We start from the raw sequence: 22,606 nt of genomic DNA on the forward strand, positions 1-22,606 counted from the left end.
TAACCATACCAATAGTCAGCCGATGCGATGAATGCATTTGTTATCACTCAGAAGGTTGTTTACATGCAGGGCAACCATTGACGAAATTATGGAAACCCTCAAAAAATATATACGATAGTCAAAATCTACATCATTCGTTTAAAACATTGTTTGAAAAAGTGGTGGTACATCCGCAGGGGAAGATAGATATATACTATACATTTAATGTGGAATAGAAGATGGAGTAGCACCAGCATAACTGTCACAATTAGAAGTCCTGTTTTTAGGGGCTTTTTTTCATACATCTGGGTACAGCGATTACGATTTGGATCGCGAAATTCCGAGCCCTGTCGGCGTGTGGTTATACAGTCTCATTCTTCACGATGCGTATCACACCGGACAAATTATACAAATTTGCAAACTTCAAGGATCTTGGCCGGCTAAGCGATCATTCGAATAATCCTGAAATAAATTCACATAGATAAACATAATCATGGGACAATAATCCCGTAGTGGAAAAGTGAAGACGTTGAGGGGATGCCTTGCATCTGGCCCCATATTGGCTTATTTAGATTATTTTTCTATTGGTATGCATAGCAAATGTGATGCAAAAATTAGCAGTCAAAGGTCGATCGCAGGCAGTAGTGGAGTTAGTTCGGTTAGGCGAGTTGAAAATATAGTCCAAAATCCCTACCCCCAAAAGTTTTGGTAAGGTAGGGTTATTTTTGATTTAACTAACGTACTTAAGTACTCAAATCATGAGACTAATTTTTGTCCTAAGCAGTTCGTTCCATCTGTATTAAAATTATTACTTTTCGCGTTCTCCCTTTTCTTGCCACACTAGACAAGAAGAGGGGACTCGACTCTGTACTACTGCTCCCTCAGCAGCTGATTCAGGTAGTCCCACACTGCAGCCTTTAGTATCAGTTTTCTGAATAGTTTTAATGTTCAGGTAATGACCATTTCCGAATAAAGCGAAATCACTGTGAATCTTTTAGCTGGAGGAGATACCCGATATGACGAATCAGAAAGGGGAATGTGGAAGTAGATATGTAACAAAAATATTAGTTTTAGTAATGGAAGTCACATGAAGATGATACCTATTTCTATGCTTCTTGATGTAGATTGGACTTATTTTGATTGCGATTATCTAGAAGAGCAGTTTGTTTTTGTAAGATACTACCTCGAATCCCAACAAACAGAAAATACAACCACACTCCTCCAGTGAAAATTAGCTCTGCACAGCTCGCTGAGGTTTCCAAGTTAATAAAACAATTGATATAGAAGCATTTAAAAAAATCCTCTTTGAGCACAGCAAAAGAGTTTCCATAAGAGGCTCTATCTTTTGTATTACAAACATTATAAATAGAGTATAAAAATCCAATTTGTGAGATGGATCAAAGGTAACACAACCAACAAATTCAATTCATTTATCCTCTACTAATCTCTTGATAAAAAATGAGACAATACCCCAAGCTGCTAGACTTGCAAGGACTAATCTAGCAAACAAAATGGCACGATCTCAAGTATTAAGCCGGATTTCTTCTAATGATTTATTTGCGGAAGTTGATTCTCTTGGAAGATTACTCTTTGCCGGACTTTGGACAATAGCAGACAGAGAAGGAAGAATGGAGGATCGTTTCAAGAGAATTAAAGCTTAGATTTTACCATCTCATTTTGTTTTTATTTAAAATACATTTTTGGATTTCATAAAAACATACGCCTTTTTTCATTGAATCTCTTTATTGTGCATGAATTTTTGATTTTCAGCACACAAAATCACATAGAATAAACACATGCCGGTCCTCAAAAATATATATTTCATATATTTTTAAAGGAGGCTGCTACTTTCTTTAATTCTATCAATGCTTCGGCTTTATCTTTTGGGAGAATTTTATTTTGAACTACTAGCAGATATCTTATTTTATTTTGATCAAACCAAATAAAACTTTGATTTGTATCTTGAAAAATATGCATGGCTCCAAAAGAAGATGATACTGTTACACTTTTTTCAGCCCAGTTATTGATGTTTATTTTATCTGATGTTGTAATATCAAGCGAGGCAACAGGTTCATTTGAGACTACATAATCCACCTTTGTGTGTTGATCAGGAAAAATGTAGTATCTGGTGTTCTTATTCTTGAAATAATCGTCTGGAGTGATGACCGGATACTTTGACATTTTCAGCATTGCCTCTTTGCTGATCGGATGAATGGTTTGCTGTTTAATTTCGATCCTCGGCTTATCTTTTGCTAGTAATTTACTTACTCCTAAACCTGCTGCTCCACCTAATATGACTACTAAAATAATAAGTAGTCCATTCTTTAGATATTTATTCACTATATTTCCCCATTTCAAAGATCATGACTATGTATATCCATAATAAACTGCGATAAATAAAAGATACAAGAGGTAGTAAAAGCCAAGTAGGCTATTTGATTCTGGGTGAAAAAAATCGTCAAAAAAAACAGCTTCTCTCTGTTTAGAATGAGAATTAAGCTGCCAATTCAAAGAGATTATGTATAAAATTAACTTTTTTCTAAGATAGAGGTGCCCATATTCCTCCTCAACAGTAATGTGAGAATTGATAAATCAATTCAGGGTTAAGCATTCACTTCTAGAAACCAAGATATCAGTTCACAAAAATTCCTCGTCATACGATAAAATGGCCATCTACTTCGGTTGGATTTTCACCAGCTGGCTGGACGCAAATTAAAAGTCCCTGTTTCTTTATTGAAACAGGGTAATGGAAAAGCGATTTTACTTACTAATAAGAAAATTTAAATCTTGACAATTCCATACGGCTAAAGCCGTTGGATTCTTGGGACGATAGCCTCATGACTATTTCATTACCAAGCTAACCCCGTGTGCCCCACGGTTTATGTTTGTTTGTAAACTTGCTTTTTCCAAAGGTTGAACTAGTGAAGGAAAACTCCTTACCCTTGTTCAACGCTCGCTTTCATCCCACGATTTAAACCGTTGGTTTTCTCGCTCGTAATGTTATAAGTTCCTATCATCAATTAGCTAGTAGGTTTGAAATAAATGCTCAAATTATAGTACTCGACATTTTCTGGATCGTAAATTTGTACTACTCCATTAATATTGCTTGTAGATGAATTCTCATTATAGGATTGTTGATAATAATCAGTACAATAGGTGGTGGAAGTCATCGTTCGCAGCTTTTTTGGAATACAGTTGTAATATTTACTCGATGATGAACCAGAGATCTTAACACTAGAAATATAGTCGTCGTTTCCGCTGGCTACCCCACTAGCATAGTATTCACCTTGTATAAAGTAAGCAGTATTGTAGTCACTTGCACCCCAAGATGTATTCCAATGAAAGTCATAGTCATCTCTTCCGCCTGAAACATTATCTCCTACATGTAACGTTGCATAGCATACTTCATAGCCATCTGCTGCTGAATCAGCACAAGTACCGTTTCCTCCAATTGAATCTGCAAATCCAAATGCAGTAAATGCAAAACTGAAAGCGAATACAAAAATAGCCACATACCACTTTTTGCTCATCTAATAACCTCCTTTGCTATAACAATGATTATAAGTTATTATCTTCAGATAATAAAGTTTCTTATGAAGAAAATGATTATATTTTTATATGAAATTTTTGGAATTTCATCTTGATTTTTTAAAAAAATCATATTTTATTCTCATTCTTTTTTTTTGGCCTAAAAATTATTTTACTTTCATATTACTTCTAACGATGATCAATATTGGATCGTCTACTTCAATGTCAGATATCCTTACAAAGGAGAATTTTATCTATCAAACCAATTTTGCGACAATTGCTCGCAGTCATAATCATTTGTCCATTGTGTTTTGAGATAGTACAGCCATGAATGTTATGATCCCTAACCTAATCAAAGAATTAAGCAGATCCTATACCACTAGTTCTCTTTTATGTAGCTTTGCACAAAGTATTGATCAATTGGAGCTATTGGTCTATTGATAGGTGTGCAAAGAATTCCCTAATTCCTATTAAAATCCAGAAAAAGTGATAAATTCGGTGAAACTGAATATTACCGTTATTTTAATACTATGATACCATAATATTAGAAATATCGGAGAAATAAGAATAAGTGAGAGTATAACTATTACTAAATGTGTGATGATGCCTTCGCAGTTTTGTAAACATAGGAGAGATTTACCAGATAGCACAGTTATGAAAATTGTTTTCCTTTCAGATGGTGTTTCACAATTCAAAAAAATTTTTTAATAAAGAAAGAGAGGATTTTATGGAAACAGGTATTTTGGCAGTAGCGATTGCAATTATGATATTAGGTATTCTTCATATTGTTGTTACACCAAAATTTTATAATGGGTTTACTATGAACATGCTTTGGTTTATTAGTGGAGGTCTTGCATTAATCTTTCTTGCTTTCTTAAATATTATTTTGGTTACTGTTCAAGAAAAAGAGTTCATTGTTTTATTATTTTGTCAGGCAGCAAACTGTCTAATTGCAATTTTTTTGGGTTTACTTTTGAAAATTCGATTTGCTCCTCAAGTAATTGTGGGATTTTTACTCGTAATAACGGAGATTATTCTAATTATAGGATTGTAAACTGAGCTCCATTGAGATTTCGATCGTGATGTTATTCCTTTCGGATAAAGTTCCTCAAGTAGTTAGCGTCGGTATTTTTGCTTTCGATTTAGTATAGAAAATCTCTTTTTTCGCCAAATGATAAAATAAAAGGACAAAGTTTCATCATTAAAACAAAAATCATAGAAATGGATATGTAATAAAAGAGGTGTTTTTTGATGAGGGAATTGCAACTGAAAATTATTGATTATATGAGGAGTTAAAATATGAGAAATAAAGAAGAAATGATGGATATGTTTATTGATTTTGCTAATAATGACAATAGAGTTCAATTGGCGACCTTGGAAGGCTCACGCACAAATAAAGCCATTTCCTCTGATCGATTCCAAGACTTTGATATTTCTTATTTTGTAACAGATATGGCTTCTTTCAAAGAAAATGATCAATGGTTGGATATTTTCGGGAAACGCGCTATGATGCAAAAACCCGAGGATATGGAGCTTTTCCCTCCAGAACTAGGCTCTTGGTTTTCGTATATTATCCTATTTGAAGATGGAAACAAATTAGATTTAACACTAATTCCGATAAACGAAATAGAAGATTACTTTTCTAACAGTGATGGCTTAGTGGAGGTCTTACTGGATAAGGATTTTCTTATCAAAGAGGAAGAGTCTGCTACTGACTATCAATATTGGATTAAAAAGCCGACTGAAAGAGAATTTGATGATTGCTGTAATGAATTTTGGATGGCCTCAACCTATGTAGTTAAAGGATTAGCGAGAAAAGAGATCCTTTTTTCAATTGATCATTTAAATGATATTGTCCGTCCTAATTTGTTAAGAATGATGTCTTGGCAAATTGGATTTGAGCATGGTTATTCTTTTAGTGTAGGGAAAAATTATAAATTTATGAATCGTTATCTAACGAAAGAAGATTGGGGAACCTTACTGTTAACCTATTCTCAGAATGGCTATGATAACATGTGGCAGTCTTTATTTACTTGTTACGAATTATTTAGAAAGTACTCTAAAGCCGTGGCAGAGAGTCTTGGATATAAGTATCCAGATTATGATGAGGCGATCACCAAATATACGAAAAATATTTGTGATTAACTCCTTGAAATATAGTTATTTATATTAAGGAAAGTAAAAAATCACCAAGTGATTATTTGAATTGGTTATCATGAGTTGGTTATGAAAGAGGGGGACCAGTCACGAAATTCGTAACTGGTTGATGAACCTTAGTCATTAGTATTTTTCAGTATATGTTTCGTTTGTCTGGCTTAAAGAGAATATCCAAAAAGAACCCTCTCAAAAATTCGTTTGAAAGGGTTTTATTTTGTTTAAAAGTTAGTAGGTTTTTGGGAGTAAATATGTTTCTAATGATTGCTCAAATTTATTACTAACCATTTTGAGTATTTCTAGCATTGGAATGCAGCAAAATTCTGATACTACCTATACTCATCTGTACTAGAGGAGCAAAAAGTTATGTGGAGTAACATGATTTTTTCTACTGTTAATAAAAGTAATACAATGAGCCAATCGTTCTACTCCTAATTTAATTTGACTTTCTTTTACTTGAGAAATGCTTAATCGAAGGAGATTATCCTTTTTATATTCTGGTAAAAACATTCGAGAGGCATCATCAACATAAACATGCTGTTCGTCTAGCATCTGAACTATCTGTTTTGCGGCCATGTTTTCGGGTAACCGGATGGATAGAAAGAATCCTGAAGTCGGTTTAGAAAAATGTGTATCAGCTGGTAGCAATAATTGACATGCTTCTTGAAGAATTTGCATTTTCTTGCGATATATCTCTTTTGTTTTTTTGAGATGGCTATGAAACATACCACTTTTTAAATAGATTTCTAAAGCGCCTTGAGAAAGTACTGAACTATTAAAATCCGAACTAAATTTATAACGTAAAAAATGGTTCATCATGATGGTAGGAAGAACGACTGTAGCCATTCGTAATCCTGGGAGAAAAATTTTCGAAAAGCTTTTAATATAAATCACTCTACCTGAAGGATTAAAAGAAAAGAAAGGATCTGATTTTGCATCCGGATCAAGGTCTCCTAAAAAATCATCTTCTACTATATAAACATCGTATTTTTCAGCTAACTCAACGATTTTTTTCTTTTCACTATTAGTATAAGAATGTCCTAGTGGATTGTGAAATCTCGGGATAATATAAAAAAATTTTATATCATTATTTCGAAAAATGTATTCCAGACGATCAAAATCAATACCTTTCATCGATAACTCAATTCCAAACGTATTCACTTGTTGTAGATTGATGGACTCAAGGAATCCATAATAAGTGGGCTGCTCCATTAAGATATTGTTTTTTCCATTTGGAAACGGCATAGAAACTAATAGATGGAGGGCTTGTTGCGAGCCAGAAACAATAACTACTCTTTCAAGTGATGTGAACACTTGTAGATTCTGCAAATATCTCACTAGTTGTACTCGTAGTGAGTACAATCCTTGTTGATCAGAGTATGTAAAAAGCTCTTCTTTATAATGTTCAATCGCTTGATTGATACAATGTTGAAATTCAACATAAGGCATAGCATTTTTATCTGGACCAGCAGACAAGAAATCAATCACATCATTTTCATCTGTTGTATCTTTATATTCATTCACTACAAAGTAACCACTTTTAGGAACAGAATAAATGAAATGCTCTTTTTCTAATTCTTCGTATGCTTTAATGACGGTATTCTTACTGCATGAAAAATGCTCAGATAACTGACGTACAGAAGGTAGTTTACTTCCTGCAATAAGTGTCCTATCTGCTAGCCGATTTTTTATCTCTTCCATTATCTCTATATATTTTGTACTCATATTTATCCTCCTTTAATTGTCATGGTACAGAAGGCTGAAATAATGGTTTATTTCTTTGTTTGTACCTATTATTATTTTGATTATAACAGAACTGTACTTTTTCGGGATGGGAAATGGTACAGATATGACATGGGATAAAACGATAGGGGCAGGATAAGATGAAGAAAGAAACCAGAGAGAAATTTGGATTATTGTTGGGATTACTTGGTGTCATTTGTTTTAGCTTAACACTCCCAGCTACAAGTATCGCAGTAGAGTATTTTGGGACTACAGTTGTTGGTCTAGGAAGAACAGTTGTTGCGGCTATTTTAGTGGCAGTGGTATTGATTGTTCGAAAAGAAAAGCTGCCTTCTCCCCGCCAATTCAAAAGTTTGTTTCTCGTTACAGTTGGTGCAGTTTTAGGATTTCCTCTTCTTACTTCGTGGGCAATGGAATCCTTGCCTGTTTCTCACGGTGCTGTAGAAGTGGCTCTGTTGCCATTAGCAACAGCCGGATTTGCTATGGTTAGAGCAAGGGAAATCCCTTCTCTCAAATTTTGGATTTCAAGTGTGATTGGCTCTGTAGCTGTTATTATTTTTGCCCTTCACCTTGGACTTGGTTCATTGCAATTTGCCGATTTGGCTTTAGTGCTGGCAGTGATTATACTTGGACTGAGTTATGCAGAAGGCGGGAGACTATCGAAAGAAATAGGCAGCTGGCAAGTGATTGCCTGGGCCATTTTAATCGGTGCACCATTTTTTATTATTCCTGTTGGGCTAAACCTTACGACTGAAATGCTCCATGCCCCTGTACAAGCTTGGGTTAGTTTTATGTATCTCTCAGTAGTTAGTCAATTTTTAGCATATGTTGCTTGGTATAGCGGGATGGTAATGGGAGGAATAGCAAGAGTTAGTCAAATTCAATACTTACAACCATTTTTGATGATTTTATTTGCAGCAGTATTTCTAGATGAATCAATCACATTATTTACGATTGTAATTGCAGTGATTGTAGTCTTTTCTGTTATATTAGGCAAAAATGCTCCCGTATCAAAAAAAGGATCTGTTTCGGAGGAAAACTAACTGTTTGGTCAAGGGATTTTGAAGAAGCTAATCAACATCTGATAGATTGAGGGGTAATGGAACTATATAATTGATGCTATCTGATGGAGTACAACAGGAACCCAGGGGGTGTAAATTATAACACCAATAAAAAAAGCGTATGGTTATATAACAAGAGCAAAAGCGGGAGAGATACAAGTATTGGTTTTTCAACATTCTATACCAGAGGCTGGAATACAGATACCAAAAGGCACAGTGAAACCGGAAGAGGATCCTCTTACAGCAGTAATTAGAGAAATCAAAGAAGAAACAGGAATTGAAAATTTTAAAGTAGAATATTTGATTGCTGTTGATTATTGGAAGAATGATGACGGCGCAATTCACAACAGATATTTTTATAAAATAAGTGTTCCAAAAGCTTTGGATGAATGGGACCACCAACCGACTGGTGGTGAGGATGAAGACGGACTGATATTCCATTTTTTCTGGATCTCCTCTAAAGATGAAGTTGATATTGTATCAGGACATGGAGATTATTTAGATAAAATTTTTAAATAAGGTACTAGTTGAGGTTAATATGTGAGTTGAAAAACTTCTTCCAATAGCGCATGAAAGGGGATTTACTCAAAATCGTATATATTTTGGGAATGTTGTGCTAAATAGATACACAACTATGAAAGCAGAAGGTAAAAAGAAAACAAATTCAAAATCCAGAAAGCCGCTGGAATGTTTTTCAAGACCATCATGAGCTATCTTTAGTCGAGAGTGGTGAGAAAAAGCTAACTCGAATTTTGCCAAAACGAAGAAGAAAATATCACCGTGAAATGATCATCGTGGGATACTAAAGTGCAGTGAGTGTGGATCGAGTATGGTGCCGTTGTTGTCATGGAGATTGCTTGCTAATGGAAAAAAAGGACTATCGATACATGAAATGCAGCAAGTATCGTCGCATGGGCGAAGCTGGTTGTGTGAGTCATAGCCTAATGAGAATATAAACAATGTGAAACACTACAATATATATTGGATAGTAAGCCTCGATGGTGTCTTGGCTTTACTATCCAATCCTGTATTTCGTTCAAGAGATATTACTTCTATAAATCCGACAAAATCTAACCTCATGAGCGATGATTGATCTGCTCTATGAACATGTATTGTTTTAGATGAAATATGATTTTCTACTATGTTTTCTGTGAATAATCACCTGATTTAACCAGTTTCCGCTTTAAAAAGAGTTGTTGCAAAGCTCTCATATTCACAAAAAATAACCCTAGCAAAATCATAAATCCTCCAATGAATGTATAGAGAGAGATCACTTCATTTAGTAGAATAGAACCTAAAATTAATGCTACTACAGGAGAAATATATAGCCAAGTTGATGGAAAAAGTGGATTTGTTTTTTTGATCAACCAAGAGTAAACTCCATGTCCAACAATCGATCCAATAAAAGTAAGATAAAAAATGGAAAACATGCCTTGCATATTCATCGTTAGAGAAGTACTGCTGTTTTCCATTACGAACGAAATGATCAGTAAACCAATACCCCCAAAAAACATCTGAATCCCATTTATTAAAAAGGGAGAATGATTAGAAGATGTTACGGACTTTAATTTTACAGTACCAAGCGCATAGAACACTTCCCCAATAATAACTGCTATTGCTCCCAACAGCCATTTCGTATCAAAAGTGCCTGTAACAGAAGGCAAGGTAATGACACCTACTCCTATAAAACTAATAATCAGCCCCATCACTTGTATTCGTGTCGACTTTTGTTTATATAATACTGCCGAGAGTACACTGATAATAATCGGTCCTGTAGATGAGAGGAGAGCAGCCAAACCTGAAGAAATATATTGTTCTGCCCAATACAAGGCAGCAAAAGTCATACCAGTTAAACACATACCAATAATCCCTAATTGGACATATATTCGAAGACCACGTGGAAAATGTGTCTTTTTGATTGCGAAAAAAAGACAGACGAGCAGACCAGCTAATGTAAAACGCAAACCAGCAGAAAAAATTGGAGCTAAACCGGTTTCGATGCCTAGTCTAATCACCAGAAAAGTGGTGCTAAAGATAAGGCACATGAGTACATACATGAGAAAAACCATGATAATCCCCTTTCACTGTTATATAATGATATATGAATTTTGCTCCATATTAGCATTTATACAGTAGAACAGTGGAGCAGTGAATATAACACTTGTAGGTGATTCCCATGCAAATTGACCTCATAAAAGGATCCCAGCAGTCTTATTCAGAGCAGATTAGCGGAGCAATTGCAGAACGAATTCGTTCAGGTCTTTTACAAGAAGGAGAGCCACTTCCCTCTGTGAGATCTTTCGCTCAAACGCTAGGTGTAAGTTTGATGACTGTCCAAAAAGCATATACACAACTTCAGCAGCGAGATCTAATTAGTAGTGTTCCAGGAAAAGGTAGTTTTGTTCGGAACAAGAAAAAAAATCAATCCGTTCCCTTACATGATTGGCAGTTGATGATTCCTGATTACTTACCTCGCGCTCAAACATGGAAGCAGATGAAAGATTATCCCCTGCATCAAGTTTTGGATCTGTCTAAAGGTGTGTTACACGATGATTTTCTGCCTTTGGAACAACTATCAAAAAGCGCCAGATCTGTAGTGAAAAGTGATCAAAACATATTTACAAAATACGGCGATCAATTCGGTGATCCACATCTGCGTCATATCCTGCAAATGGATTTTCAGAAACTAGGCATCTATATGGAGCTTGATCAGATCATGATTACAACAGGTACACAACAAGGGATTGATTTGGTAGCCAGAACATTTTTGGGACCTGGTGACCGAGTTGTTGTAGAATCTCCCACTTATATGGGGGCTATAGATATTTTCCGCGCACGAGGAGCAACGGTTATCCCTGTACCGGTAGACGACGAAGGTATGTGTACCAACTATCTAATGCAAATTTGTGACCAGTATCAACCAAAATTAATTTATACGATACCTACTTTCCAAAATCCCAAAGGAACAGTGATGAGCAGCAGAAGGCAGCGGGAATTATTAGACATCGCCGAAGGATTTCATATCATGATCGTAGAAGATGACCCTTGGAGCGATATATATTTCGAACAACCTCCTCCGAAACCTATACAGACATTAGATAGTCATGGGCATGTTATTTATCTAAAGGGATATAGTAAAATTTTCTCTCCTGGATGTCGAATTGGTACCTTGACTGCAAAAGGAACCATTTCAAGTCGCTTACAAGCTGCAAAATGTATAGCTGATTTAGGTTCTTCCATCATTCCGCAACGAATCATGGCAGACTATTTAGACAATAATAATCCAATTTCACACTTACGGAAAACCAATGCACTCTTAAAACAGCATCTAGACCTGGTCACCGAGATTTTTTCCGAACAGTTACCACCTACAGTAAATTGGACTAAGCCAGCTGGCGGTTTGGTTATATGGTTAACTTTGCCGAAAGAAATAAATACAGATCATCTTCTTCATGAAGCACTTAAGAAAGGAGTTTCCTTTTTGCCAGGCTCTGTGTGTTTTCCTGGAGAACCGGAGTATCATCATCTCCGAATTAGTTTTGGCAGTCTTTCTTTAGCAAATTTACGAATTGCCTTGATACGTTTATGTGAAACAATACTTGAGGCAATTGACACCGATCACCGATTAAAAAATGGAAAACCGTTTATATAGTATAAGATTTAAAGAGATTAAAATATTTTCCGAAGCAGATGAAAGTCATTTAATGACGGCTTTTATTTTTTGCGTAATGGAGTTGACCGAATGGTCCCAAAACTCAGTGGAGAATAATTTCTCTTCCTTAACCCGAAATGGAGCAGATATAGAAAACGATTTTAGTAGATCTTATTTTAGACCAGTTTAAAGAAGTATCTAAAATAAATAAAGAGATAGAGGCATTTGTATTTGTATGCGGTGACGAAGAAATGAAGAAATCCCTTTTTAAATTTATAAAAGAATCTGTAGAAAAAGGGATTTGCTCATATCTTTTAAAAATGGATTCTAAGAAAAGTTACTGTATGGGGTTGTGACAGGCTCACTGCTATGAATAGATTTGAGACTGGTTTTCGTTATTATAAGGCCTTTTTTAGGGGCTCTTTTTTCATACCTGTTACCTCTATATCTTTCCATTAGATTGGATGTTCCTTGAAATCCCACAAATCTTTGGACAAAGTACTTAGATTACTCCATATTTGTTCGACTTTACCTCAGACCGTCAAATCATTTTCTGATTTTATGTTAATCACTTCTTGTAGAAGTCGTTGGAGGATAGCAGCAAAAACGGCGATAACCAACGAAGCAAAAATGATGATGAATCCCAATAATCCAATAGGAGGATCAACTTTCTTCGCTATAAAATGAAAGAGTGGCAAGCCTAATACATATAAACCACTGATTGTAATCGCACAGTACTTTATGTTCTTTAACGCCTTTACAGATAACTCCGAGAATGCTGTGCTGTCGTCAATGTACCGTAAAAGATTGAAAGCCTGATAGAGAGCAAGGTAATAAGGCACAGCCGCTCCATACATCACGATGAAAACGAGATATTTCATTGGGGCAATATTTGGATACAATTTTGCTGCGAAATTCGCCATATGGGGCACTAAAAATATACACAAAGCAAGCACTGCAATTCCAGCAAGAAAAATAATTATCTTTAAGAAAGTGGTTGAACCTCTTTTAACATTCATTTAAAACACCTCACTTATTAAATGGCAACATGATTTTAGCATATGATTTATCGTTTTACAATAAATTTGCATTGTTTTTTATTATATTATTATTGTTATTAAAACTGTTTTCGACATATACCCCTAAACGTTCAGTGGCAAGTGAGGATGTCTGCAAGAAGTTTGTTACGATAATTTGCAGAGGAATTAGTTTAGATACTTATCATTAAACATTTTTCAGCTATATATCTTATAATTCTAGTCCCTCATACTACTTTATCTTTTGCTTTTATTATTCTGCTATTTATTACACAGTAACATTAAGTGTTGAAACAAAGGAGTATCTGTACAGCGATCTTGATCGTTACATAGGAATAACTCATGTAAAATGCTAGAAGGTATGTAGCCTTTGCATTGGCTTTTGAATCGTTTTAACGTTGAAGTAGTGGCGTTTTTTGAGCAAGCAAAACAGGTTTAATCACAGAGAAATGACAGAACACAAAAGTCCAAACAGGAATAGATGACGGGGAAAATAGAAGATATTCAAGCAGGCATTCGATGTGTTGAACAACGATGGTCAAATTTTACACCATGTGTTTAGAGCGCTACTCGAAAGAGTTGTGGTACATCCTGATGGGAAAAATGGATATATACTATACATTTAATGTGAATAAAACAGTTTTCTCATTTGTAAGAGCCTTCATATTTTTTAATTGGTCCATTTTTAGCTTCAGTAAATCAATATTCAATGCATTTCGTACATTGTTCAAAAAAGTGCTAGTCCATCCAAGTGGACAAATGGATATTTATTATGTTTTTCAGGTGGAAGGTAAACGAATGAAGGGAAGTTGGAGATAATGGCTAAAAAATTGGAATTTGTCCAAACTTCGACCAAGATCAGTTGGTGTTTAGAAGAATTTATTAATGGTGATGAGCGTTATCTTGCTTATGTAGAATCATCTTTTGAAATAAAGGGTGACTTTTTAGAAATAAAATCAGTTAGTAGTGCGTTCTATGAGGGGGATCGTACCGAACGAATTCGATTGAAAGACATTGCAACCGTAACTACGAACAGCGGGGGGTTAAATCCAAAGCAAGATCCCAACATAAAAAACCCAGTGGCATCAGCACACATTACGATCAATATCATTGGTGCTGGAATCGTGCTTACGAGCCACAGTCATTATTTTGGGTTTAGACGAAGAAATTCTGTTGAAGATCCTACGCTAAGTGTGGAACATCAAAGACGAAATGCTGAATTAAAAAAAATATCTAATGCAATGATCGATGAATTGCCAAAGTTTATTTTAACTGCTGCAGATAATAAAAAACAATAGCGGTTGTTTTCTATTGGTACGATATTTAGTCTTTAAAAGAATGAAGCTGCTTGAACCTAAAGATTGAATTAATTATTCTCTTGCTCCTGTTGATATTCTAGTTACTGGATATTTTAGCTATTATGTATGGACAGTAACTTAATAGGGAGTAGAATTTTCTGAAACTATGAAAAATTACTGGGGATTCAGATGATGGGATAGTTCGCGTTCTTCAAGGAAATCAAAGCATTTTCTGAGATCTAGCAATATGTTTCGATTCTTGATATCATCTTGTCTGCCATAACCAAGTGCATGTTCACGCATCTAATTCTTGATTGCTTGTATGGATCGATCCTCTGAGCTTGGAAGATCGTCGGTTTAACCTGATTGAATTTTGTTAAAATCGATCGTTCATTTTCAAAATAGATTTCATTTGTGTAATCGAAAGTACGGAGTATTGACCATTCACGGCTTATTTTTTTGTGTTAGAAGATTAATCATAATATCAGCTCTCGATGGGATGAGTATATCAAATAATTTTACCATCACCATTTCATTTTTGATGATGACATTGCTGATCATAAAATCACTTATAAAGGCGTGTATTAGATAATTCACTAGTTGATTGAATGGTTTCACTTCTCAGAGATTAGTGGCTGGACAATTTCAGGTTGGTGTAAAGTGCCAGCCATGCTCTTTATAATTTGTTATAATTTAAGAATAGTCTGGTTCTGATAAATAGGTGCATCGTAAGGAACTGAGATGACCAAGTATGCCCCGTACAAGCCTCTTCCTTTTCGGCAGTCCATCACGTTCGAAGAGATCAAGGCAGACCCGAGGAAGGTCAAGATCTTTTGGCGGTGGTTGAGGCAATCGAACCAATGCTCAATACGATCGAAGATGAACGTGACTTGTATTTCAAGCCCTTGGCTACAAACTTCAAATCAACTGATTTAATGTCCGCTACTGAAGTATATAGAAATATTTAAGCATACTTACCGTTTATCTGGGAGATCTACAGTTTACGGCTATTTATATAATATTCGAGCGATGTTTTCGATCAACTTTAATTTTAACGACCAACTATGTGATTTATTTGAACGATGAATAGTGATAAGCTATAGCGAAAAAGAGAGTGATTAAAATAACAACTCGAACAAGCAAGGATATAAAAAAACTAACAGTAGAAGGTTTTTTATTTTATATTGCAGTGCATGAATACATGAGTGACAGAAAGATGAGATTTCGCATTTATTCGGGAAAAACAAAGACTTCGTTTTGTGACATATTTTTCACTTTACAGGCTTCTTTTGGGACTAATTTTCATTTGCCAAGTGTTTGTTCAGCTTTGACTAAATATGCTTTGAGTAAATGGAATTACAGGAAAGAAAAACAAATAGTCACAATAGAGGATGGTGACTTTTTAATTGAAGAGTTAAATCTTAGAAATTTAACTGAGAATTGGGCAGCTGCCTTAAGAAATGATTTGGCAAAAAAGAAGAAGTGATGATCAAAAAGCTTGTTTTCTTATTTCAGTGACATGTTAAGATTATTTTGCAATTGGAGCTAAAAAAATAATCCAAAATCCCTACCACCAAAAATTTTTGGCAGGGTAGGGTTATTTTTGATTGTTTGGTGTACGGGATGATAAGTGGATCATCATCCCGTACTTTTTTTTACTATCTTTTAGAAGTAGCACCCACACTCAGGACAGATGTATTCAGGCTCTTTATTGGTATCTACCTCTACAAATTTTTTGCAGTTATCACATTTCTTACTGAGGAGATTGGGAAATTCAGCTCGGTGTGCACCATATTCAGGATTCAATTCCCCATGACCGTATCCGTATCGGCGAACCATACCAATTGTACCTTTCTATCTCTGTTGATAAGCCCGCTTGCTTATCAACATTATTATAGTAATACCATTGCGTGGAATACAAATATTAGATTAAGAGAAAATTTATGTAATAATTCGCATGTGATACTTTTATCTACATATATAATGAATTAGCCAAATTTTGTATATTGACAGGTGGGGATCGATGATAATTTTCTCCAAGTACAAGATCACATTTCAGATGAATTTGCAGTTTTAGCGGCTTATCTAGAAAAAAAACTACTACAAAATTGTAGTAGTTTCGGCTAACGATTTTCTCAAATGGAATGTTTTTTCTTTATTTTTTTATGAGACAGAAGTCGTCTTCATTTGTTCCTTTGCAATCACAGCTTTTATTTGAAAATACGAAACTTCTTCTGGCAATGCTTCTTTTAATGGTTTTAACTTAGAAGCACCTAACGTGTGTATGGCTTGAATAATGAGATCTTTGTACTTTTCTGAGATGAGTATGTCCCAATTAATAAGATAACCCTCACTATGACATCGAATTAGGTGATCTTCAATCGTGGATACAGAAACGCTACGAGCTGAGGCAATTTCTTTAATCGATTTGCCATCTTGAAATAATTCATAGCTGGTAAGGTGACTTTTGTTACTGCTTTTTTGTGGGTATGTTGTTTTTTTATTTCGTTCATCAGCAAAAGCAGCAGTAGTTTCTAAAATTCGGGAGCCGTATTTCGCGTATTTGTATTGTGTCATACCTACTATTGATAAAAACTCTGTCTTGTTTAGAGGAATTTGATCCCCCAATGCGCGAAGTGTTGCATCAGACAAAATCATATATGGCGGCAATTTTTCTTCATTGGAAAACTGTCTGCGAAGCTCGTCTAAACGATCCAATAATATAGAGCGTTGTGTTCGGAGTGTACTCTTATTCCAATTCGACTGTGATTCCGATTGGAGTGGGCGCAGATAAACATTTTGTTCACCTTTGAGCACCTGAACTGCTTTCTTTGTAAGCCTTATTAGAGGCAGATTACTCTGTGAAGTGTAACTTTCTATGTATCCCTCTGCTTGCAAAATAAGGCCAAGCTGATGCAAATCTTTCTCTGTATATTCACTTAAGATTCCATATGTCGAAAGCTGGTTTAATGCCAGTTCTAATACTTTTTTCGATTTTGATCCTTTCAATACTTTCGCAACCATCGAAAGTCCAAATCGTTCTTTCATTCGACGAATACAGGAAAACATTTTTTGTGCGATTATCGTATAATCTTCGGGGCTTGTTTCCTCATGTGCTAAACAGTTGTGACATTTCCCACAAGGTTTTTCGATTGGATCGTCAAAATACTGGATGATCGTATTTTGTAAACAAGTTTGAGTGAAGCAATAACGATACATCGCATGTAATTTTTGGAACTCATGTCTTTTTCGGTCGTGGCTTAATTCGGACTGTTCTACCAGATACCGTTGGATTCGCACATCTTGCCCATGATATAACAAGATGCATTCGCTTTCTTCTCCGTCTCTTCCGGCACGACCAGCTTCTTGATAGTAGCTCTCTATGTTTTTTGGTAGATTGAAGTGAATGACATACCGAACATTTTGTTTGTTTATTCCCATTCCAAAAGCATTTGTAGCGATAATAATAGGGGTTTTGTCATATGAAAATGCCTCTTGAGCTTGTTCACGCTGGATTTCGCTCATTCCCGCATGATATCGCCCGATTGGATAACTTTTATCAAGTAAGTATTGGTAAAGGGAATCTACTTCTTTTCGAGTAGAGCAATAGATGATGCCTGATTGTTTTGGATGTCGATCGATATAATCTTCAATAAATGCCATTTTATCCTGATCATGTAGAACTGACAGTCTTAAATTAGAACGCTGAAAACTAGTAATTACAGTGTTTTCTTCCGGGATTTGGAGTATGTCCCGAATGTCTTGACGTACTTGTTCCGTCGCTGTTGCAGTTAATGCAGATACGATTGTCTGATTGGGTAATTGTTTTATTATGTCGCCAATACTTAAATAGCTTGGGCGAAAATCATGTCCCCATTGTGAAATACAGTGAGCTTCATCTACTACCACTAAGGACACATGGACATCTTTTATCATTTGCAGAAAAGATTCTAGTCGTTCTGGTGCAATATATACGAGTTTTACTTGTTTTGAATGTATTTCTTGAAGTCTAAATTCTATCTCATAGCGGTCTACTGTACTGTTCAGGTAGGTAGCAGGTATTCCTAATTGATTTAGAGCATCGACTTGATCTTTCATCAAAGAGATCAGCGGGGATATTACCAGAGTGATTCCGTCGAGTAAGAGTGATGGTATTTGATAACAAAGGGATTTTCCTCCACCTGTAGGCATAATTCCTAGTGAGTTTTTACCAGCTATGGTTTTGGTTATAATTTGTGTTTGCCCATCTCGAAAAGCAGAATACCCAAATAAATCCTTTAATAATTGTTCAGCTTTCTCTATCAAATTCATTTTGACCCACCTATTCCCATTCATTGTTTATAAGTATATCGAAAAATTATTGATCAAACGAGTATTGAATCAATTGAAAATGAATGTTGTGATTTAAGATAGAGTCTCGATCGTGTTATATTTTGTAATAAGGTATTTAAGATAACTGTAATATTTGTTTTTGGATTGCGTTCCATTTTCACTAGAATGTTTCTGGAATAGTTTAGGAAGGACGGAGTTTCGATGATAGTGGAGATGAAAAATGTATCTTGGAGAAGAGATCAACATGTAATACTGGATCAAATAGATTGGAATATTCAAGCTGGAGAACATTGGTGTTTGGTAGGCTTAAATGGTTCAGGAAAAACAAGTATACTTGATTTAATCAATGGATATCACTGGCCCACAAAGGGAGAAATATCGGTATTAGGCAAGAAGTTTGGAGAGACGGATCTGCGAGATTTACGCAAAGAAATCGGTTGGGTTAGTACATCTATGCAACAACGACTGCATGGGTACGAAACGGTAGAAAATATTATTCTGAGTGGAAAATTTGCATCAATAGGTATATATGAGAAGACCAATGAGGAAGATTATGATTATGTTCAACAGTTGTTAGCTACATGGAATGCCGGGCATTTATATGGAAGGATATATCAGACACTATCGCAAGGAGAAAAACAAAAAGTGTTAATTGGCAGAGCTTTGATGGCAAAGCCAAAGCTGCTGATATTGGATGAACCCTGTACGGGTTTGGACATTTTTGCTCGGGAACAAGTGCTGAAAATGATTGATCAGATTACTCAGGATGTAGCTGCTCCTACACTTATTTATGTGACCCATCATATTGAAGAAATACTGCCTTGCTTCACGCACACGCTTTTATTAAAAAAAGGCAAAGTAGCACAAAACGGAAGAACCAAAGATGTATTGAATGAACAAATTTTGCGTGATTTTTTTGAAACACCTTTGACAATTGAAATAAAAAATGAGCGTAACTGGCTTATTTTGAATTAAGCGATTTGATCTTGCCAACTTAAGTTATATAAGCAGAAATGAGTAAATTGTATCGTCACAAGCAAAGGAGTCTGTTTGAATGAAACGAAATGGTAGTTATACTGTACAGGTCGTTGATGAATTTTCCTTTGATTGGTTGCTGCATGGCAATTTTGTGCTTGCTGGATTAAATTTGCAGTCTTTCCAATTTGATGAATTAACAGAAGGTGGGAGATTTATTGCCTATGAAGAGATAAATGACCATCGTTTTGTTCCTATCAAAGGACAATTTCTTGTTCTAAATGAACCAAAACATTTTCAGATGAAAGTCTTTTTCCCAGGTGGAGAGCAAATAGTAGATTATCAGCTGCATGGAGAAGACCGTACTACAACGATTAGAGTAGAATGGATAAACAAATATAATACGTTCATTGCAAATATATGGAGAAAACTATTTCACAAAAAAAATGATAGATTATTTGAACTAGCAATCGAACAGGAGAAAAATAATCTGCAAGAAGCATTTCATCACAATCGTTTAAATACTAGAATTTCTGGGCGGAAAATTGATAAATATGAAATGGACACCAAATGGGAAATTCACTCACCTAGTAATCCGTATCTCCGATGGGTCCGTCCTGAAGTTTAAATGTTATTATGCCGGATTGCCCTATTTGGGATAATTTTCTAATTTGTATATCATTTTATATGTTCAACATGGTATAATGTTTAGGTATGACAGGGCCTCTTTTGAAAATACAAAACCCATCCACGGTAAATTCGTGCATGGGTTTTGTATTTCGTCTTGTTCATTTTTTGATTTTTTTACGCAATAAAAGTTGATTGCATGCTTGGTGATGGTAAAGAGAGTGCCCAGTGGCTGTAGTAGAAGTTATAACCTTTTTTTGTTATCAAAACAATAATTACACGTTGTTTTACTCTGTTCACTCCTTTGTTCTAATCGGAAAAAAATTTGTTAGAATAAGAAAGTCTTACCTTATGTTTTTCATATAAATGAGGTGTTGTGATGGGAGAGAATAAGCCAGAAAAATATCGATTGAATCTGATGAAATTTATCGGTGAACATCGTCGGATGATGCTTTTAAGTATGTTGGTAATGTTGATTACAACAGGTCTTGGTTTGGTTACACCATGGCTGATGCAATATTTAGTGGATAAGGCGTTGCCGCATCGAAATGTAAATTTACTGATTTTGTGTGTTGCTGGAATAGCAGTTATCCCAATATTGAACATGCTTATTTCAGCACTAGAAAACGTATATAAAAATGATGTTCAAACGCGGATAACGGTGAAATTACGGTTTCAACTATTAGAAAAGTTACTAAAGTTATCTCCGACAACATTGAGCAAGTATCAACAAGGTGATATTACAGGAAGATTGGTTCGGACCTGTGATGATATATCTGTATTTGTAAACAAGCTGCTCAATGGCTTTGACAGTATTCTTTCATTTTTGTTTATTGGTGTAGTAATGCTCACCATGAATGCAAAGCTTTCTACGATTGTACTATTTTTTGCCCCATTGATGGTTTATTTCTATTATCGGCGAATCAAATTTTGGCGTACCACATACAAAGAAATCAGTGTTGCGCAAAAAGAGTATGATGTATTCATTACAGAAGTTGTACCTGGTCTAAAAACGGTTCAAACTTTTCAGCAGGAAAAGTTTGAAATCGAGCATGGTCAAGAACTAAATAGAAAGTATCGAGATTTGCAAAATCAATTACAAAAACAACGAAGTTTCCAAGGAAGATTGTTTTGGGAGTTGCAAGATTCATTGAGCACTAGTCTCGTTTATGCTGTTGGTATCTATTTCATTTTTCATCATCAAATGACGATAGGGCAATTACTAGCATTTACAGTTTATGTACCAAGATTTTATAGTGCGATTAATTCTCTGTTTTCGCTTTATATGGATCGCGACCAATTAAAGCCAGAGATTGAGCGCTATGAAGAAATGATGGATTTCCCTGATGAAAACATTGATCAGGAAGAAGCTATTCCATTGGAACAAACAAAAGGTCAGATTGAATTTCAACATGTGTCTTTTGGATATTCTGATGAACGTGAAATTTTGCAAGATGTCTCCTTTACTATTCATCCTGGAGAATTTATCGGAATAGTTGGGGCTACTGGTGGAGGAAAGTCTACCATCATTGATTTGTTAATGCGTTTCGGCAATCCGAGTGCTGGACAGATTTTAATCGATGGACGTGCCCATACATCTTATCAGCTGCAAGATTACCGAAAGCATATCGGTTTGGTTCCACAAGATATCTTTCTTTGGAATCGGACCATTCGAGATAATCTGCGCTATGTGAATCCTTCTGCTACAGATGAGGAGATAAATGAAGCTGCAGAACAAGCGCAGTTGATGACCTTGATTGAAAATCTTCCAGATAGTTGGGATACCCTGATTGGCGATCGCGGAGTGCGTTTATCTGGTGGAGAGAAACAAAGACTTGCGATAGCTAGAACATTGCTCAGAAAGCCATCGATTCTGTTGTTGGATGAACCAACATCAGCGTTAGATGCGAAAACGGAATATTTGTTACAAGCATGTTTGGAAGAAGTTTATAAAGACAAGACCATTATAGTAGTGGCTCATCGTCTTGCTACAATCCGAAATGCAGATCGGATCTTAGTAGTAAATAAAGGTCGTATAGAAGAATCTGGTTCCCATGAAGAACTGATGGCACGACAAGGATACTACTATGATTTAGCAAAACAACAATATCAAGTTTCGGAACTTGTTGGCTGAAACTTTTCCTTCTTATATTGGAAGAGTCGTCACAGGATGACTCTTTTTCCATGGCAGGAAACCAAGAGAAATCTACTATCTTAAAA

Annotated in this window: 17 protein-coding genes and 2 pseudogenes; 13 read left to right on the forward strand and 6 right to left on the reverse strand. The window is 35.5% G+C overall.

Annotated features, from left to right (window positions below):
• Nucleotides 1-301: 301 nt before the first annotated feature.
• From AC5WOC_RS08495 to AC5WOC_RS08505, 3 genes and pseudogenes are all read left to right on the forward strand, one after another.
• Nucleotides 302-439 (forward strand): annotated as a pseudogene (locus tag AC5WOC_RS08495) (DinB family protein); the annotation flags it as partial.
• A gap of 133 nt (nt 440-572) precedes the next feature.
• Nucleotides 573-659 (forward strand): annotated as a pseudogene (locus AC5WOC_RS08500) (helix-turn-helix transcriptional regulator); the annotation flags it as partial.
• Between the two features lie 831 nt (nt 660-1,490).
• Complete coding sequence (locus AC5WOC_RS08505) at nt 1,491-1,640, forward strand: hypothetical protein (RefSeq protein WP_496054985.1); 150 nt, start codon at nt 1,491-1,493, stop codon at nt 1,638-1,640.
• Nucleotides 1,641-1,800: 160 nt separating this feature from the next.
• Here AC5WOC_RS08505 and AC5WOC_RS08510 read toward each other — a convergent pair whose 3' ends face one another.
• Together AC5WOC_RS08510 and AC5WOC_RS08515 are read right to left on the reverse strand one after the other, a co-directional pair.
• Nucleotides 1,801-2,319 (reverse strand): hypothetical protein, encoded by a 519-nt coding sequence (locus tag AC5WOC_RS08510; RefSeq protein ID WP_496054986.1) that lies wholly within the window; start codon nt 2,317-2,319, stop codon nt 1,801-1,803.
• Between the two features lie 680 nt (nt 2,320-2,999).
• Nucleotides 3,000-3,509 (reverse strand): hypothetical protein, encoded by a 510-nt coding sequence (locus tag AC5WOC_RS08515; RefSeq protein ID WP_496054987.1) that lies wholly within the window; start codon nt 3,507-3,509, stop codon nt 3,000-3,002.
• 725 nt (nt 3,510-4,234) lie between these two features.
• On the opposite strand from AC5WOC_RS08515, the gene AC5WOC_RS08520 reads away from it, so the two are divergent.
• Together AC5WOC_RS08520 and ant(6) are read left to right on the forward strand one after the other, a co-directional pair.
• Nucleotides 4,235-4,561: a hypothetical protein gene (locus tag AC5WOC_RS08520; RefSeq protein WP_496054988.1), complete on the forward strand. Its 327-nt coding sequence runs from the start codon at nt 4,235-4,237 to the stop codon at nt 4,559-4,561.
• Between the two features lie 245 nt (nt 4,562-4,806).
• Nucleotides 4,807-5,652 carry an aminoglycoside 6-adenylyltransferase gene (ant(6), locus tag AC5WOC_RS08525; protein ID WP_496054989.1) on the forward strand — a complete coding sequence of 282 codons (846 nt, stop codon included), beginning with the start codon at nt 4,807-4,809 and terminating at the stop codon, nt 5,650-5,652.
• Nucleotides 5,653-6,009: 357 nt separating this feature from the next.
• On the opposite strand, the gene AC5WOC_RS08530 is transcribed toward ant(6), so the two are convergent.
• The gene (locus tag AC5WOC_RS08530) at nt 6,010-7,386 is read right to left on the reverse strand and encodes an aminotransferase-like domain-containing protein (RefSeq protein ID WP_496054990.1); all 1,377 of its coding nucleotides are present in this window, start codon (nt 7,384-7,386) and stop codon (nt 6,010-6,012) included.
• 158 nt (nt 7,387-7,544) lie between these two features.
• Here AC5WOC_RS08530 and AC5WOC_RS08535 point away from each other — a divergent pair, with 158 nt between their 5' ends.
• Together AC5WOC_RS08535 and AC5WOC_RS08540 are read left to right on the forward strand one after the other, a co-directional pair.
• A complete protein-coding gene (locus AC5WOC_RS08535) occupies nt 7,545-8,447 on the forward strand; it encodes a DMT family transporter (protein ID WP_496054991.1) in 903 nt (300 codons plus the stop codon).
• 147 nt (nt 8,448-8,594) lie between these two features.
• Nucleotides 8,595-8,984 carry an NUDIX hydrolase gene (locus AC5WOC_RS08540; RefSeq protein WP_496055393.1) on the forward strand — a complete coding sequence of 130 codons (390 nt, stop codon included), beginning with the start codon at nt 8,595-8,597 and terminating at the stop codon, nt 8,982-8,984.
• A 620-nt stretch (nt 8,985-9,604) separates the two neighbouring features.
• Here the strand turns inward: AC5WOC_RS08540 and AC5WOC_RS08545 are convergent.
• Nucleotides 9,605-10,534 (reverse strand): DMT family transporter, encoded by a 930-nt coding sequence (locus tag AC5WOC_RS08545; RefSeq protein WP_496054992.1) that lies wholly within the window; start codon nt 10,532-10,534, stop codon nt 9,605-9,607.
• A 107-nt stretch (nt 10,535-10,641) separates the two neighbouring features.
• Here AC5WOC_RS08545 and pdxR point away from each other — a divergent pair, with 107 nt between their 5' ends.
• Nucleotides 10,642-12,117 carry a MocR-like pyridoxine biosynthesis transcription factor PdxR gene (pdxR, locus tag AC5WOC_RS08550; protein WP_496054993.1) on the forward strand — a complete coding sequence of 492 codons (1,476 nt, stop codon included), beginning with the start codon at nt 10,642-10,644 and terminating at the stop codon, nt 12,115-12,117.
• A gap of 533 nt (nt 12,118-12,650) precedes the next feature.
• Here the strand turns inward: pdxR and AC5WOC_RS08555 are convergent.
• Nucleotides 12,651-13,136: a DUF2975 domain-containing protein gene (locus AC5WOC_RS08555; RefSeq protein ID WP_496054994.1), complete on the reverse strand. Its 486-nt coding sequence runs from the start codon at nt 13,134-13,136 to the stop codon at nt 12,651-12,653.
• A gap of 836 nt (nt 13,137-13,972) precedes the next feature.
• Between AC5WOC_RS08555 and AC5WOC_RS08560 the strand changes: the two genes are divergently transcribed.
• The gene (locus tag AC5WOC_RS08560) at nt 13,973-14,452 is read left to right on the forward strand and encodes a hypothetical protein (RefSeq protein ID WP_496054995.1); all 480 of its coding nucleotides are present in this window, start codon (nt 13,973-13,975) and stop codon (nt 14,450-14,452) included.
• 1,114 nt (nt 14,453-15,566) lie between these two features.
• Nucleotides 15,567-15,938: a hypothetical protein gene (locus AC5WOC_RS08565; RefSeq protein ID WP_496054996.1), complete on the forward strand. Its 372-nt coding sequence runs from the start codon at nt 15,567-15,569 to the stop codon at nt 15,936-15,938.
• Between the two features lie 677 nt (nt 15,939-16,615).
• On the opposite strand, the gene recQ is transcribed toward AC5WOC_RS08565, so the two are convergent.
• On the reverse strand, nt 16,616-18,763 hold the full coding sequence (gene recQ / locus AC5WOC_RS08570) for a DNA helicase RecQ (protein WP_496054997.1): 2,148 nt from the start codon (nt 18,761-18,763) through the stop codon (nt 16,616-16,618).
• A 222-nt stretch (nt 18,764-18,985) separates the two neighbouring features.
• On the opposite strand from recQ, the gene AC5WOC_RS08575 reads away from it, so the two are divergent.
• The 3 genes from AC5WOC_RS08575 (at nt 18,986) to AC5WOC_RS08585 (ending at nt 22,520) form a co-directional block, all read left to right on the forward strand.
• Entirely contained in the window at nt 18,986-19,759 is a 774-nt protein-coding gene (locus AC5WOC_RS08575) for an ABC transporter ATP-binding protein (protein ID WP_496054998.1), read from the forward strand.
• A 79-nt stretch (nt 19,760-19,838) separates the two neighbouring features.
• On the forward strand, nt 19,839-20,387 hold the full coding sequence (locus AC5WOC_RS08580) for a hypothetical protein (RefSeq protein ID WP_496054999.1): 549 nt from the start codon (nt 19,839-19,841) through the stop codon (nt 20,385-20,387).
• Between the two features lie 378 nt (nt 20,388-20,765).
• A complete protein-coding gene (locus tag AC5WOC_RS08585; RefSeq protein WP_496055000.1) occupies nt 20,766-22,520 on the forward strand; it encodes an ABC transporter ATP-binding protein in 1,755 nt (584 codons plus the stop codon).
• Nucleotides 22,521-22,606 lie beyond the last annotated feature (86 nt).

The sequence above is a fragment of the Shimazuella sp. NTD247 genome (assembly GCF_059510415.1).